This is a genomic window from Enterobacter sp. I4, assembly GCF_022669095.1.
Lineage (GTDB): Bacteria > Pseudomonadota > Gammaproteobacteria > Enterobacterales > Enterobacteriaceae > Enterobacter > Enterobacter pasteurii.
On sequence record NZ_JALBUO010000002.1, the window covers coordinates 73,495 to 88,005 of the forward strand.

Sequence of the window (14,511 nt, forward strand, 5' to 3'; positions counted from 1 at the left end):
TGCGGCGGGTCACCTCACCCCGCCCTCTCCCCACAGGGGCGAGGGAGAAAAGACGGCTCTGTGCTATCCCCTCTCCCCTGTGGGGAGAGGGTTAGGGTGAGGGGTCTTCTTTTACCTGTCCCAGTACGCCTCTTCGAGGCTGTCTTCCCGCTCCGGCAGTCCGCGCGTTAAGCGCGGCGAATGCTGGTTCAGCACCTGATAGCTCACGCGGTTCGCGTACTTACACACCTGCGCCAGCGAGGAGTAGGTCAGCCAGCTGAACCGGTGCTTGCTGGAGTTTGGCACGTTAGTTTTGTGGTAGGCGTTAGCGGTAATGTCGTGCAGCAGCGCGGCCAGCGCGCCATCGCCCGCGCCGTTGGTGTTCATGATCTTCTCAGGTCCGCCCATGTACGGTGCGATGTGGGAGAAAATGCGCAGCGGGTTGATGCAGTCCTTATGACGCATGGCGCGGCTGAACTCGTACTGGTTAAATTCGGCAATCGCTCCCGGCAGCAGCGGATGCTGGGTTTTGCGTTTGCTCTCCTCTTCCGTGAAGCCCGCCATGTACAGCCCGACCGGGCCGGCAGTGCAGAGCACCAGATCCACCCAGTCCAGCGCCTTATCAGACGCCAGCAGCGGATCGCTCTCGCCGGTCAACGCTTCGGCTTCTTCTTCGTTCATCGCCAGAATGGAGACGTGCTCTTTCAGGAAGGCCTGCCACCACTCCGGGTTGTCGGCGATGACAAATTTCGTGCCCAGCGTCAGCACCACCGGCACGTTGTATTTCTTCGCATACTCTACCGCCTTCATGGTCGCTTCCGGCATCGGCTCGCCCGGCTTGCAGCGCACCAGATAGGAGGTCAGCACCAGTGCAGACGCGCCCGCAATCACCTCTTCAGGAATGCTGTCAGCGCGCAGCTGGTTCATATGGCCCGGGCTGATGGCAAAGGTACGTTCGCCAGAATCGCTAATCAGCGTAAAGCAGCGGCCAATCGGCCCGTCAACGCCCTGCAGATAGTTCAGATCGGTACGGCTGGAGGTATTGCACAGGTAGCGGTAGGCATAGCCACCGATTTCGATATTGCTGCACATCACGCCGAGCAGGACCGAGCGGTCATCAGCCAGTACGGAATAGTTGTGCATGGTGTTGCCGATGGTTCCGCCGGCAAACTGGTGGGTAATGAGATTTTCGCGCACCAGCTCCTGGTACAGCGCCTCGGCAACGTCGTCCTCAATCACCAGCGAGTGCCCGGCGCTCAGACCGTAACGTGCGACAAACGCATCATCCACTTTGGCTTCAATATCCACCAGCGTCTGATCGATACCGACCACCCAGGCAGCGCTGGTTTCGCTTTCTGGCTGAATTTGCTGAAGCAGCGGATCGCGGGCATCGACAGGGAAATAGTGTTTGGACTTGCGTTTACCGGGAAATTTCATGGTCTGAACTGTGCATTGAATACGGGCCGGGAATGGTAGCACAAACCCGGCCGTTAACGCGATCAGCGGCTGGTGGTGACCAGCGACACCATCATGTCAATGTGTTCAGGGGAGTCGTTAAGCGCAGGAATATACTCGTATTTCGTTCCGCCAGCCTCCATGAAGAACTCTTTGTTCTGGACGGCAATCTCCTCCAGCGTTTCCAGACAGTCCGCCGAGAAGCCCGGCGACATCACCTGAATATGCTTCACGCCCTTCTCGCCCAGCATCTTGAGGGTTTCATCGGTGTACGGGGTTAGCCACGGCTCGCGCCCAAAGCGCGACTGGAAGGTCATCATCACCTTCTCCGGCGGCAGGCCGAGGGCGGACACCAGCTCGCGGGTGGTATCGCGACAGCGCTGGGGGTAATCGTCCCCTTCATTAGCGAAACGCTGCGGAATGCCGTGATAGGAGAGCAGCAGCAGATCCGGCTCGCCGTGTTTTTCAAACGACGCGCGCGCGCTGCTGGCAAGGGCTTTAATATACAACTCGTTATCAGCGTAGTCGCGAATAAAGGTAACCCCCGGAATACGGCGACGGGTCGCCAGAATGCGGGCCAGTTCGTCCCAGACTGCCGCTACCGTGGAGCAGGAGTACTGCGGATACAGGGCCAGCACCACAATATGCTCAACGCCCTGGGCCAGCAGCGCGTCTACGGCGCTCTCCAGTGAGGGCTTGCCGTAGCTCATGCCGAGGGCTACGGGCATGTCCGGCAGGCGGGCGGCCAGCGCTTTCTCCTGACGACGGCTGTAGACCATCAGCGGCGAGCCCTCTTCCATCCACACGGACTGGTAGAGCTTTGCCACGCGCGGCGAACGAATCGGCAGAATGACGCCGCGCAGCAGTGGCCACCACAGCAGCCTTGGCGTATCCACGACGCGCGTGTCGCTTAAAAATTGTCGCAGGTAGCGTTTTACCGCCGCTGGAGTAGGTGCTTCTGGGGTACCCAGATTGGCAAGCAGGATGCCGGTTTTCGCCTGACTCATTCACGCCTCTTAACCATTTGATAGGTTGTCAATTGTAGCGGAAATGCGTTTAAACGAAACCCATTGCTGTAATAGGTAAGATGAGAATTTTTCTCACCCGGGAGTCCGGGTGAGAGGGATGCAGTTAGCCGAGGATCTTTTCCAGCTCTGCACGTACGTCAGCCACGGCTTTGGTGCCGTCAACTTTTGCGTATTTGGTGTTACCCGCCTGCGCTTCTTTGGAGTAGTAGCCGATCAGCGGAGCGGTCATCTGATGGTATTCCACCAGGCGCTTACGCACGGTCTCTTCCTGATCGTCTTTACGGGTGGTCAGCTCTTCGCCGGTCACGTCGTCTTTGCCTTCAACCTTAGGCGGGTTGAATTTGATGTGGTAAACGCGGCCAGAGGCAGCGTGCACGCGGCGGCCAACGATACGGTCAACGATCAGCTCGTCCGGCACGTCGAACTCCAGCACGTAGTCCACGTTGATGCCCGCTTCTTTCATGGCGTCAGCCTGAGGAATGGTGCGCGGGAAGCCGTCCAGCAGGAAACCGTTGCGGCAGTCTTCCTGCGCAATGCGCTCTTTAACCAGCGCGATAACCAGTTCATCGGTTACCAGCTTGCCTGCGTCCATGATGTCTTTAGCTTGTTTGCCCAGCTCGGAGCCAGATTTAACAGCGGCACGCAGCATGTCACCGGTAGAGATTTGCGGAATACCGTATTTCTCCATGATGAACTGAGCCTGAGTTCCCTTACCCGCGCCCGGAGCGCCAAGCAGAATAATACGCATTGCGAAAATCCCCTCAAATGTCGATTCAATTTTTCAAAAGCGCTAAACAATACCACCAGAACGGGTATCGCTCAAGGAAGGCGGGGAAGCTGAAACGGTTAACGGGGGGAGATTATTTGGGGGAGTGCGAGAATGCCCCCTTACCCTAACCCTCTCCCCAAAGGGGAGAGGGGACGATTATACCCTCTCCCCTTTGGGGAGAGGGCCAGGGTGAGGGGCAGGTGTTGAATTACGCCAGCAGCAGCGCATTCACACGTTTAATGAACAGGTTAGGATCTTCCAGCGTGCCGCGCTCGGCCAGCAGAGACTGATCCAGCAGCAGTTCAACCCACTCGGCGAAGCGCGCGTCGTCCTGAGTATCCGCCGCGCGTTTCACCAGCGGATGATCCGGGTTCAGCTCGAAGATATATTTCACTTCCGGCACCGCCTGGCCCGCCGCGGCGAACAGTTTCGCCATCTGGGTGCTCATTTCATCCGCATCGGTCGTGACGATGGCCGGGGTATCGGTCAGACGGTGCGTGAAGCGCACCTCTTTCACGCGGTCGCCCAGCAGGGTTTTCACGCGCTCAACGAACGGCTCCAGCGCCTTCTCGGCTTCTTTCGCGCTTTCATCCACCTCGTCCGCCAGCTTGTCGATAGATTCGTCGGCTTTGGCAACGGACTGGAAGGATTTACCGTCGAACTCGGTCAGGTAGTTCATCATCCATTCGTCGATGCGGTCAGAAAGCAGCAGCACTTCGATGCCTTTCTTACGCAGCAGCTCCAGATGCGGGCTGCTCTTCGCTGCCGCGTAGCTGTCGGCAGTGATGTAGTAGATCTTCTCCTGCCCTTCCTTCATGCGGGAGACGTACTCTTCCAGCGACACGGTCTGCGCGGAGGAGTCGTTGTGCGTAGAGGCGAAGCGCAGCAGCTTAGCGATAGCCTCCACGTTCGCGGTGTCTTCCGCCGGGCCTTCTTTCAGCACCAGGCCGAACTGTTTCCAGAAGGTCTGGTATTTTTCCGCATCGTCTTTCGCCAGTTTTTCCAGCATCTGCAGCGCACGCTTGGTCAGGGCGTTACGCAGGTTACGGGTGACGGTGCTGTCCTGCAAAATTTCACGGGAGACGTTCAGCGGCAGATCGTTGGAATCTATCAGGCCACGTACAAAGCGCAGGTAGTTCGGCATGAACTGCTCGGCGTCGTCCATAATGAACACGCGCTGCACGTACAGCTTCAGGCCGTGCTTGTGATCGCGGTTCCACATGTCCCACGGCGCCTGCGCAGGGATATAGAGCAGGCTGGTGTACTCCTGCTTGCCTTCCACGCGGTTGTGGCTCCAGGTCAGCGGATCGGTAAAGTCGTGGGCGATGTGCTTGTAGAACTCGTTGTATTCTTCGTCTTTAATCTCAGACTTGCTGCGCGTCCACAGCGCCTGGGCCTTGTTGATTTTCTCCCAGGAAACCACGGTTTCACCGTCTTTTTCTTCCTGTTTTTCAATCTCTACCGGCAGCGCAATGTGGTCGGAATATTTGCTGATGATGGAGCGCACGCGCCAGTCGTTCAGGAAATCATCTTCGCCTTCACGCAGGTGCAGGGTGATTTCGGTGCCGCGATCCGCTTTGGTGATGTCATCAACGGTGTATTCGCCTTCCCCTTTGGATTCCCACAGCACGCCGTTCTCGGCGCTATCGCCCGCCGCACGGGTGCGCACGGTGACTTTGTCCGCCACGATGAACGCCGAGTAGAAGCCAACGCCGAACTGGCCGATCAGCTGGCTGTCTTTCGCCTGGTCAGAGCCCATGGACTCGAGGAACGCTTTGGTGCCGGATTTAGCGATGGTCCCGAGATGGTCGATCACCTCGTCGCGGTTCATACCAATACCGTTATCGGCAATGGTCAGGGTGCGGTTCTCTTTATTGAAAGAGACGCGCACGCGCAGCTCGCCGTCGCCTTCATACAGATCCGGGTTGGACAGCGCGCGGAAGCGTAGCTTGTCCGCCGCATCGGAGGCGTTGGAAATCAGCTCACGCAGGAAAATTTCTTTGTTGGAATACAGGGAATGGATCATCAGATGCAGAAGCTGTTTTACTTCTGACTGGAAACCACGGGTTTCTTGTCCTTTCATCTAAGTCGACCTCAACAATGCCATTTAATGGGGTTGTAAAACGTTGAGTGAGAGATGGGGATAAGGGGGGAAATTTTCAAGCGGAGGCCGCGCGCGCAGCCTCCGTTTGGTCAGAAAATAATCTTATGGCGTCCGGCCAGAGAGTGCGACAGCGTGGTGCCGTCGACCATCTCCAGCTCACCGCCAACCGGCACACCGTGGGCGATGCGGCTGGCGTCAACGCCGTACTGCGCGCACAGCTCGGCGATATAGTTGGCCGTGGCTTCCCCTTCCACCGTTGGGTTGGTGGCGAGAATCACCTCTTTGATCGTTTCCGATTCAAGGCGCTGTTCCAGGCGATCGAGACCGATATCGTCCGGGCCGATGCCGTCCAGCGGGGAGAGATGCCCCATCAGCACGAAATAGCGGCCGGAAAACTGCCCGGTTTGCTCAATGGCGTAGATGTCCGCCGGACTCTCCACCACGCAAATCTGGCCGTTTTCCTGACGGCGCGGGTTCGTGCAGATGTTACACACGTCCTGCTCGGTAAAGGTACGGCAGTCCGCACAGTGACCAATCTCTGACATGGCGCGGGTCAGAGCCTGCGCCAGGCGCATCCCGCCGCTGCGGTCGCGCTGCAATAGCGTAAACGCCATGCGCTGCGCCGACTTCGGGCCAACGCCCGGCAGGCAGCGCAGCGCTTCCATTAACTGCGTGAGCAGCGGACTGGTTTGCATCAGAATGGCATCTTAAAGCCCGGCGGCAGCTGCATACCGCTGGAAACAGAGGCCATTTTCTCTTTCTGGGTTTCGTCGATACGGCGAGCGGCATCGTTGAATGCGGCTGCAACCAGATCTTCCAGCATCTCTTTGTCGTCTTCGAGCAGGCTTGGGTCAATTTCAACGCGACGGCAGTTGTGCGCACCGTTGATGGTCACCTTGACCAGACCGGCACCGGATTCGCCCGTGACTTCCAGCTGAGCGATCTCTTCCTGCATCTTCTGCATTTTTTCCTGCATCTGCTGAGCCTGCTTCATCAGGCCACCCAGACCGCCTTTTCCACCAAACATAGGCTTCTCTCTTCTTTCACGTTAAGGATTACAACCGTAAGTCAGACTCACGATCAAATGGGGCGAATACTCTCTTCATCCAGGTCCGCGTCGAAGAACCGTCGCAGGGTCTGGATGTTGTTATCCGCGATAATCGACTCGCGCGCCTGCGCGAGCTTCTCTTCATAAATGGCCTGTCGCCACTCCAGCGGCGTGCGCACCGCCGGATTATCATCTTCAATGATAATCAATTCAACCGGCGAGCCCTGCAATGTGGCGAGCGCCTCGGCCAGCGCCTTTTGTGCGCCGGGGGAATTAAGGTGCCGCTGGCCCGGGCGCAGGTGCAGACGCACCTGATTGCCGTCCTGCTCTTTCCAGGCGTTCAGCGCGACCTGCTCCACCAGCTTCGGCAGCTGAAGTTTGCTGACCTCAGCGGCCCAGGCGTCGCGCTCGATGGACTCTTCGGCCAGCTTCGCGGACAGCTCCGGCGTTTTTTCATGCTCCAGCGCCTTTTTCAGCGCCTTCGGCGTGGCGACCACTTCCTTGACCGTTTCAACAACGGTGGTCGCCTTCCAGCGGTAAGCCTCTTCTTTTGCCGGGGCTTTCTGCTCGAGCGCGGACGGCGCCGGACGCGACTGCACGCGCTCCGTTACCGAGGCCAGTCGTTCAAGCGCGGCGTTGTTCACCGGCCGCGCTCTTCCTGGCGCTGCCGGTTCACTCTTTTTTGGTTTGGTTGCTCCCTGCGCACGCTGCAGCTGGCTTCGTGCGGCAAGCACCGAACTGGTGGCATCCGACAGCGGCACGTTTTGCGGCGGAGGCGGCGTCGGCTGCGGTGGCACCTGCTGCGGTGACATCACCGCGGTCGGGGCGACCGGCGCAAAAGACTGCCTGGGAGCTTCCGGCTCCGGCAACGGCATGCGCGGATGGAAGGCCAGCGCGCGCAGCAGCGTCATTTCAACGCCCATCCGGCGATCCGGTGCAAACGGCAGCTCTTTGCGGCCAATCAGCAGCGTCTGATAATAAAGCTGTACGTCAGCCGGCGGCACGGTTCGCGCAAGTTCACGCATCCGCTGTTCAATGGTCGCCATGTCCGCGCCGATGGCCGACGGAGACAGCTGCAGCATCGCCACGCGGTGCAGCAGGCTGAGCATCTCGACCAGCAGCGCTTCCCATTCAACGCCACGGGCAGCGGCGGCGTTGACGAGCGACATCACCCGCTCACCGTTAGCGGCAATCATCGCTTCGATAAGCGAGAGCGCCTGGTCGTCATCCAGCGTGCCGAGCATGGTGCTGACCGCGTCGGTAGAAAGTTTACCGTCACCGCTGGAAATGGCCTGGTCGGTGAGGCTCAGCGCATCACGCAGGCTGCCGTCAGCCGCGCGAGCCAGCAGCTGAAGCGCGCGCGGCTCGTGGACAATCTTCTCTTCATCGAGAATGTGCTCAAGCTGAGCGCGGATCTGCTCGACGTCCAGCGCCTTCAGGTGGAACTGCAGGCAGCGCGACAGGATCGTGACCGGCAGCTTTTGCGGATCGGTGGTCGCCAGCAGGAACTTCACGTGCGCAGGCGGCTCTTCCAGCGTTTTCAGCAGGGCGTTAAAGCTGTGGCGCGACAGCATGTGCACTTCATCGATCAGATAGACCTTGAAGCGGCCGCGCGCCGGGGCGTACTGCACGTTGTCGAGCAGATCTCGGGTGTCTTCCACCTTGGTGCGCGAGGCGGCGTCAATCTCGATCAGATCGACAAAACGCCCCTGCTCGATCTCGCGGCAGTTATCGCATACGCCGCACGGGGTGGCGGTGATCCCGGTTTCGCAGTTCAGACCTTTTGCCAGCAGGCGGGCAATAGAGGTTTTACCGACGCCGCGGGTGCCGGAAAAAAGATAGGCGTGATGGATGCGACCTAGCGACAAGCCGTTCGCCAGGGCCGTCAGCACATGTTCCTGACCGACAACGTCAGCAAAGGTTTGTGGTCGCCATTTACGGGCTAACACCTGATAACTCATGGGCAGGCTCTGCAACGCTGGAAGGTGAATTAATGGAGGGGAATGCTATCACAACCTCACCCATTGAGCGAGGTTGTGAGAAACGGGATTAATGACCCGGGAATGGCACCAGGCTGTAGCTGGTAATGCCCTGTTTTTCCAGGCGCTGTTCGCCGCCAAGATCGAACAGGTTGATGATGAATGCCGCGTCGGTCACTTCACCACCCAGACGACGGATCAGCTTCACGGTCGCTTCGATAGTACCGCCGGTTGCCAGCAGATCGTCCACCACCAGCACTTTGTCGCCTGGCTTGATAGCGTCAACGTGGATTTCCAGCTGATCGGTGCCGTACTCCAGCTCGTAGCTCTCAGCGATGGTTTCACGCGGCAGTTTGCGCGGCTTACGCACCGGCACAAAGCCCACACCCATTGCCAGCGCAACCGGAGCGCCAAACAGGAAGCCACGGGCTTCGGTACCTACTACTTTGGTGATCCCGGCGTTTTTATAACGCTCGACCAGCAGTTCAATGCTGAGCGCGTACGCTTTCGGATCTTCCAGCAAGCTGGTGACATCGCGGAAAAGAATGCCAGGTTTCGGATAGTCCTGGATACTTTTGATGCTGTTTTTCAGATATTCAAGCTGCTGTGCAGTTGCGGTCATCGGTTTGTGCCTAAATGAAACAGTGTTACTCACGGCGCGCGACGAGTCGGTCAAAGTAAAAGTTGTTTAACCTTTGACCAGGCGCACCTGTGCTCGAAAACGGTCGAATTTACTGGCTGTGCGCCATAATTGCAACAGCCATGATGAGGCTTCAGTGCTTTTGTTGCTTTTCATCAACCACCGGGATCCGCCACATAAAGATCAGCAGACATGCCAGGATCGCCAGCAGCAGAATGCGTACCCACATCATTTTCACCAGCCATAGCGAGACGGCGAAGGTGATAAGTATGAAGACAATGGCGCGCGGCTTGGCTCCGGGCGGCATTGCCCGGTGTTTTTGCCAGTAGCGCAGGTAGCCGCCAAACCACGAGCGGTACAGCAGCCAGTGGTGAAAACGCGGCGACGAGCGGGCGAAGCACCAGGCCGCCAGCAGGATAAACGGGGTGGTCGGCAGCAAGGGCAAAACCACGCCCAGCGTACCCAGCACTACCGCGAGCCAGCCAATGATGATTAAAATAGTACGCTGCATAATGCGAATCGTTATCAAACTGAACGGCTACTTTACCACTGGAGAGCGCATTGAAAACAGCACTGCTTCTTGAGAAGCTGCAAAATCAGCTGATCGCTCTGCGCGCGCAGGCCACACCGCTGATGGGACATGCCACGCTGAAACCGCGCTTTGACCGACAGCTTTTCCGCACCCGCAGCACCGTCCTTCAGGATTACCTTGCTGAGGCGCAGACGAGCCTTGACGAACTTCGCCATGCGGTTGAGGGTGAACAGCGGGAACAGGTGGCGTGGCTTGCGGAGCATCTGGCCGAGCAGATCGCTGCCCTGCATCGCGAAATCGCCGCCTGGCCGCTACGCGCCTGGGACAGCGCCTCGCCGGGCCTCGGCAAATGGCAGCGCAGGCGGCTGGAAAACCAGGAGTTTGAGCGCCGTTTGTATGAGATGAAGCGCGAGCGCGAAGCCCGACTGAACGACAGCGAAACGCTGGAAGAGCAGCAGTTATTAATGCGTGAAATCAGCGCGCTGGAAGGCCGCATCGTCCGCTGCCGCCAGGCGCGGGATGAGATTGAACGCGTGATTGAACGCCTGACCCGTTAACAGGAGCCACACTGATGTCACTGGAAAATGCACCCGACGAGGTCAAGCTGGCCGTCGATTTAATTATGCTGCTGGAGAATCATGAGATCCCGGCGGAGACGGTGCTTAAGGCGCTGGAGATTGTGCGGCGTGATTTTGAGGGAAAATTACCCCCTCACCCTGCCCTCTCCCCTGAGGGGAGAGGGTAAAAGCAGCCCGCACCAGATTATTCCCTCTCCCTTCAAGGGAGAGGGTTAGGGTGAGGGTCATCCCCCTTAATCTCGCGCTTCACTTCCGTATGTTCGTCACCTTTTTCGTTACGCAGGTGAACCTCCAGCTGGTTGAAGGCGATATTAATGTTGTTTTCACGGCACAGACGGTCAATGGTGCGGTTCAGCTCATCGACGGTATAGCTGCGGTCGCGCAGCTCGCGCACGTATAGGCGCAGCTCATGATCCAGCGTGCTTGGCCCGAAGGTGGTGAAGAACACGTCTGGCGCAGGATCGTGCATCACTTTCGGGTGTGTATTCGCCGCTTTCAGCAGCACCTCTTTAACCTTGTCCAGATCGGAGCCGTAGGCCACCCCAAGTCGGATCACCACGCGGGTGGTGGTGTCAGAGAGCGACCAGTTGATCAGACGCTCGGTCACAAAGGCTTTGTTCGGGATGATCACCTCTTTGCGATCGAAGTCGGTGATGGTGGTCGCACGAATACGGATCTTGCTGACGGTCCCGGAGAAGGTGCCGATGGTGACGGTATCGCCAATACGCACCGGACGTTCGAACAGGATTATCAGGCCAGACACAAAGTTACCGAAAATCTCCTGCAAGCCGAAGCCCAGGCCCACCGACAGCGCGGCCGCCAGCCACTGGAGCTTATCCCACGAGACGCCGAGCGAGCCGAATACCGTCATCGCCCCAACGATAATAATGACGTAATTAAGGATGGTGGTAATGGCATACGATGCCCCCTGGCGCAGGTTCAGCCTTGAGAGCACCAGCACTTCCAGCAGACCCGGCAGGTTGCGAATCAACGCCCACGCAACCACCGACGACACCAGCGCAAAAAGCAGGCTGCCCATGGTTACGCTTTTCATTACCGCCGCGCCCGCTTCGGTACCGTTGTACTGCCAGAGGGTAATACTGTCGAGATAGGCGAAGACGGTAATTAAATCAGACCAGATAGCCCAGAACATCACCGCAAACAGCGCGATCATCACCAGCATGGTGATACGCAGGGTTTGCTGGTTGACCTGCTCCAGCGCAATGGTCGGCTCTTCCTGCGGCTCGGCCCCTTCCGCCCCCTCTTTCACCTGGTTCTGACGACGCGCGACGGCGCGGCGATAGGCGATACGGCGCGCCGCCACGCTCAGGCCGCGCAGCACGGTCTGGTAGAGCAGGTTCCAGATAATGACCAGATAGACGGTTTCAATCCAGCGGCCGGACAGGCGCAGCGTGGTATAGAAGTAGCCCGTTGCGGTGAGCACCATCAGCGCCAGCGGAACAATCGCCAGCACCGTCACGGTGAGCAGCCGAATGTTGTGCGACTCTTTATCGCGCCAGCTGTCGCGGCACATCGGCCACATCAGGACGGCAATCAGCAGCAGGTTCAGCATGATCGCCAGCTGGCCCAGCACGTCGTCCATTAAATGCAGCGGAGAAAGCTCCGCAACCACGGACCAGAAGTGCAGCGGCAGCAGCGCGAGGCTAATGCGCACGATCTGGCGACGCCAGTGGCTGGTGAGTTTCTCCGGCATGTTGAAGTGGCGAACGGCGACCCCGTCTTTTTCGAGCACTTTCCAGCACACGCCAAACACCAGCCAGAACAGCGCCAGCTTCTTGCTGAACGCCCACAGCAGATCGCTGATATTAAGCTGCATGGTCAGCAGGATCAGCCCGGCGGCCAGAATTAGCAGGCAGACCGGCAGGGCTCGAACGAGATCGATAAGGATCGCTTTCGGCGTGTGCAGCTGGCTGTCGTTACGCAGCTGCCCCACTTCCGAGGCCAGCTTCGCCTGGTACTGCTTCAGCCACTTCAAACGCCAGCGAATTAATCCGGCGATGAGCAACAACGGCAGGCCAGCAAGGAAGGCAATCATTACCGCAGGCCAGGCTTTCTCCCAGTTCACGGTGATTTTCATGCCCTGAATCTGGGATTTCAGCGTCTCAGGGAAAGATTTAAACCAGTCCCAGTCCATCGGTTTATTGCTGTTCACCCAGAAAATCTGCTGGGTCAGGATCTCCTGCAAGCTTTTGGAGACGCTCACCAGCTGCTGCTGGTTGATTTGCAGGTTGATCGCCATCATCAGCTGGTTGCCCAACTGCTTGTTGAGCTGATCCAGCAGTTCGCGGCGCATATCCACCACCTGCAACAGCGCGTCGTGAACCTCTGCGTTCACTTCACCTGAATGGCCCTCCTCCACTTTGGCGACGAACGCGTCGGTCTGGAAAAGCGCATCGCGCTGCTGGTTAATGTCAAACTGTTCAAGGCGCAAATCCGCAATGCGGTTGGTCATGTCTTCCAGCTCGTCGGCGGACGGCAGCGTCTGCTGCTGCTGGTACAGAATACGCGACAGCAGCAGGCTGCCCTTCAGAACGGCAATCTGCTCCTTAACGTTGCGCTCGGCCTGCAAGGCGCGATCCAGCCAGTTTTTGACTTTGATATTCTGCTGCACCAGGGTGCTGCCGTTTTCCGTCGCCTGAATCAGACGCTCGCTGAGCTGATGGTTAATCTCCAGCTCCTGCTTCACCAGCGGGTTGGCCTGAATGCGCGCCGTTTCATCCGGCGAGACCGCCTCCTGCGCCGTTTTTTCTGTGAGCGTCAGGCGCTTGCTGTTCACCGCTTCCTGCAGCAGCTGGAGCTGATGCTCAAGGCGGTTGATGTTAGCGGTCACGTAGTCACGCTGCTTTTGCAGCGCGTCCTGCAATACGGTATTGCCTTCCAGGCTCTTACGCTGCTGTTCAATCTCAGCATTGAGCAGCGTTTGCTGAATGGTCAGCAACGTTTGCTGCGTCGGGCGGAGCGACCCTTCCCCAACGGTGGTGCCGTTCAGACGGTTACGAATTTGCTGTAGCTGCTGCGACGCGGAATACATCGCGTTCTGCACGCGCTCCGGCTGGGTTTGCAGGGAAACCAGCTGGCTGTTGTAGGTTGAAAGATCGGACTGGGCCGTTTGCAGATCGTCCAGCAGCTGCGCCACGCGCGACTCAAGCTGGCGCAATGACAGCGTGGCGAGCGTTTTCCGGGTCTCTTCGTCATTATCGACGTCGCTGAGCGCGCTTAGGGCCTCGGTGGCCTTGCGCATGTTTTCCGGCGCCTGGGCGACCTTCTGGCGCAGCTGGGCCGTTTCGGTTTTTATGCGTTCGATCTTATCAAGCGTATCCAGAGTTTCCGTCAGATCCTGCTGAACGAGTTTGTCCTGGGCGGTGAGATCTTTCTGCTTATTCAGGGTGTCGAGTTGCGACTGGACCTCGGCACGGGTGGGAACGTCACTGCCGTTGTCTGCACGGGCGTATGAATGCGGTGCGGCTGCAAAGAAAAACAGCAGGATCAAAAAAACGGCCAGAACAGGATGTTTCGAGCGATTGGTGTGCAGCATAGTCGTGAATGTGATCTGAGAAATGACCGAAAATAGTCGGGCGTGAAGAATATCACGCCCGGCTGAAGCAGAATAGTACGACGGAAAGGGTCTCCGAATTTTCTCAGGCGCGATCAGGCAGAATGCTGAGGATGCTTGCCCTGAAGGGTCGGACAGAGCCGGCACATCTCCAGGAATATCTCGACGTAGCTGCGCGCCTCCGCGTGCAGATCGAACGACTGCGGCGCGAAAAGCCAGTTTTCCATCAGGCCGGAAATATAGCTGCGCATCAGGATCGCTGCCCGACGGGTCAGCAGCGTGGCGGGAAGCATGTCGGCCTGCATGCATTCCGTGAGAACCTGCTCGATGCGATCGTAGCTTTCCAGACACAGGTCGCGCTGCGCCTGCTGGACCACCGCCATTTCGCCAACGAACTCACATTTATGAAAGATGATTTCCATCATCAGACGGCGACGCTCTTCAACAACTGTCGCTTCAAGGATATATACTAGAATTTCTCTTAGCACTGAGAGTGGATCATGAGGGAATTTTGCCCGATACTCACTCTCAAGATCGCTAATGCTGGACTCTGAAAGCTCCCAGATTTCACCGAACAGATCTGACTTGTCTTTAAAATGCCAGTAAATCGCTCCCCGCGTGACGCCCGCGGCCTGAGCAATCTGTGCCAGCGAGGTTGACGAAACACCCTGCTGTGAGAACAAACGCATTGCCACATCCAGAATGTGTTGTCGGGTTTCCAGCGCTTGTTGTTTGGTTTTTCGTGCCATACGTTGATGAATTTACAGGAGTCAGATTTACATACATTTATGAATGTATGTACCATAGCATGACGATAATATAAAC

General features: G+C 57.9%; 13 protein-coding genes and 1 other annotated feature. Of the genes, 2 read left to right on the forward strand and 11 right to left on the reverse strand.

Features of this window, described 5'->3' with window-relative positions; translation table 11 throughout:
• Positions 1-111: 111 nt before the first annotated feature.
• From MOQ06_RS12685 to MOQ06_RS12725, 9 genes are all read right to left on the reverse strand, one after another.
• Entirely contained in the window at positions 112-1,416 is a 1,305-nt protein-coding gene (locus MOQ06_RS12685) for an inosine/guanosine kinase (RefSeq protein WP_148420319.1), read from the reverse strand.
• Positions 1,417-1,478: 62 nt separating this feature from the next.
• Positions 1,479-2,441: a ferrochelatase gene (gene hemH / locus MOQ06_RS12690; protein ID WP_148420318.1), complete on the reverse strand. Its 963-nt coding sequence runs from the start codon at positions 2,439-2,441 to the stop codon at positions 1,479-1,481.
• Between the two features lie 124 nt (positions 2,442-2,565).
• A complete protein-coding gene (gene adk / locus MOQ06_RS12695) occupies positions 2,566-3,210 on the reverse strand; it encodes an adenylate kinase (RefSeq protein WP_022647279.1) in 645 nt (214 codons plus the stop codon).
• 229 nt (positions 3,211-3,439) lie between these two features.
• Positions 3,440-5,314 carry a molecular chaperone HtpG gene (gene htpG / locus MOQ06_RS12700; RefSeq protein WP_148420317.1) on the reverse strand — a complete coding sequence of 625 codons (1,875 nt, stop codon included), beginning with the start codon at positions 5,312-5,314 and terminating at the stop codon, positions 3,440-3,442.
• Between the two features lie 110 nt (positions 5,315-5,424).
• Positions 5,425-6,030, reverse strand: a complete 606-nt coding sequence (recR, locus tag MOQ06_RS12705; protein WP_006809843.1) for a recombination mediator RecR — start codon at positions 6,028-6,030, stop codon at positions 5,425-5,427.
• On the reverse strand, positions 6,030-6,362 hold the full coding sequence (locus MOQ06_RS12710) for a YbaB/EbfC family nucleoid-associated protein (protein ID WP_003858972.1): 333 nt from the start codon (positions 6,360-6,362) through the stop codon (positions 6,030-6,032). The genes recR and MOQ06_RS12710 overlap by 1 nt, the downstream gene beginning before the upstream one ends.
• A gap of 53 nt (positions 6,363-6,415) precedes the next feature.
• A complete protein-coding gene (gene dnaX / locus MOQ06_RS12715; RefSeq protein ID WP_242173376.1) occupies positions 6,416-8,344 on the reverse strand; it encodes a DNA polymerase III subunit gamma/tau in 1,929 nt (642 codons plus the stop codon).
• Positions 7,022-7,086 (reverse strand) — a sequence feature (DnaX frameshifting element). It overlaps the preceding gene by 65 nt.
• Before the next feature lie 88 nt (positions 8,345-8,432).
• Positions 8,433-8,984, reverse strand: coding sequence for an adenine phosphoribosyltransferase (gene apt, locus MOQ06_RS12720; RefSeq protein WP_000127359.1), 552 nt, complete (start codon positions 8,982-8,984; stop codon positions 8,433-8,435).
• Between the two features lie 151 nt (positions 8,985-9,135).
• On the reverse strand, positions 9,136-9,513 hold the full coding sequence (locus MOQ06_RS12725) for a DUF454 family protein (protein ID WP_176611025.1): 378 nt from the start codon (positions 9,511-9,513) through the stop codon (positions 9,136-9,138).
• Positions 9,514-9,563: 50 nt separating this feature from the next.
• Here MOQ06_RS12725 and priC point away from each other — a divergent pair, with 50 nt between their 5' ends.
• Positions 9,564-10,091: a primosomal replication protein N'' gene (priC, locus tag MOQ06_RS12730; RefSeq protein WP_242173378.1), complete on the forward strand. Its 528-nt coding sequence runs from the start codon at positions 9,564-9,566 to the stop codon at positions 10,089-10,091.
• A gap of 14 nt (positions 10,092-10,105) precedes the next feature.
• Positions 10,106-10,279 (forward strand): pleiotropic regulatory protein RsmS, encoded by a 174-nt coding sequence (gene rsmS / locus MOQ06_RS12735; RefSeq protein WP_023334736.1) that lies wholly within the window; start codon positions 10,106-10,108, stop codon positions 10,277-10,279.
• A 32-nt stretch (positions 10,280-10,311) separates the two neighbouring features.
• On the opposite strand, the gene mscK is transcribed toward rsmS, so the two are convergent.
• A complete protein-coding gene (gene mscK, locus MOQ06_RS12740) occupies positions 10,312-13,668 on the reverse strand; it encodes a mechanosensitive channel MscK (protein ID WP_242173382.1) in 3,357 nt (1,118 codons plus the stop codon).
• A 113-nt stretch (positions 13,669-13,781) separates the two neighbouring features.
• Positions 13,782-14,435: a multidrug efflux transporter transcriptional repressor AcrR gene (acrR, locus tag MOQ06_RS12745; RefSeq protein WP_148420312.1), complete on the reverse strand. Its 654-nt coding sequence runs from the start codon at positions 14,433-14,435 to the stop codon at positions 13,782-13,784.
• Positions 14,436-14,511 lie beyond the last annotated feature (76 nt).

Bases quoted from the DNA above. Each gene is read 5' to 3' on its own strand.
- htpG (WP_148420317.1), bottom strand. From the start codon at position 5,314: ATGAAAGGACAAGAAACCCGTGGTTTCCAGTCAGAAGTAAAACAGCTT.
- hemH (WP_148420318.1), bottom strand. From the start codon at position 2,441: ATGAGTCAGGCGAAAACCGGCATCCTGCTTGCCAATCTGGGTACCCCA.
- MOQ06_RS12725 (WP_176611025.1), bottom strand. From the start codon at position 9,513: ATGCAGCGTACTATTTTAATCATCATTGGCTGGCTCGCGGTAGTGCTG.
- adk (WP_022647279.1), bottom strand. From the start codon at position 3,210: ATGCGTATTATTCTGCTTGGCGCTCCGGGCGCGGGTAAGGGAACTCAG.
- acrR (WP_148420312.1), bottom strand. From the start codon at position 14,435: ATGGCACGAAAAACCAAACAACAAGCGCTGGAAACCCGACAACACATT.
- apt (WP_000127359.1), bottom strand. From the start codon at position 8,984: ATGACCGCAACTGCACAGCAGCTTGAATATCTGAAAAACAGCATCAAA.
- dnaX (WP_242173376.1), bottom strand. From the start codon at position 8,344: ATGAGTTATCAGGTGTTAGCCCGTAAATGGCGACCACAAACCTTTGCT.
- MOQ06_RS12685 (WP_148420319.1), bottom strand. From the start codon at position 1,416: ATGAAATTTCCCGGTAAACGCAAGTCCAAACACTATTTCCCTGTCGAT.
- rsmS (WP_023334736.1), top strand. From the start codon at position 10,106: ATGTCACTGGAAAATGCACCCGACGAGGTCAAGCTGGCCGTCGATTTA.
- mscK (WP_242173382.1), bottom strand. From the start codon at position 13,668: ATGCTGCACACCAATCGCTCGAAACATCCTGTTCTGGCCGTTTTTTTG.
- MOQ06_RS12710 (WP_003858972.1), bottom strand. From the start codon at position 6,362: ATGTTTGGTGGAAAAGGCGGTCTGGGTGGCCTGATGAAGCAGGCTCAG.
- recR (WP_006809843.1), bottom strand. From the start codon at position 6,030: ATGCAAACCAGTCCGCTGCTCACGCAGTTAATGGAAGCGCTGCGCTGC.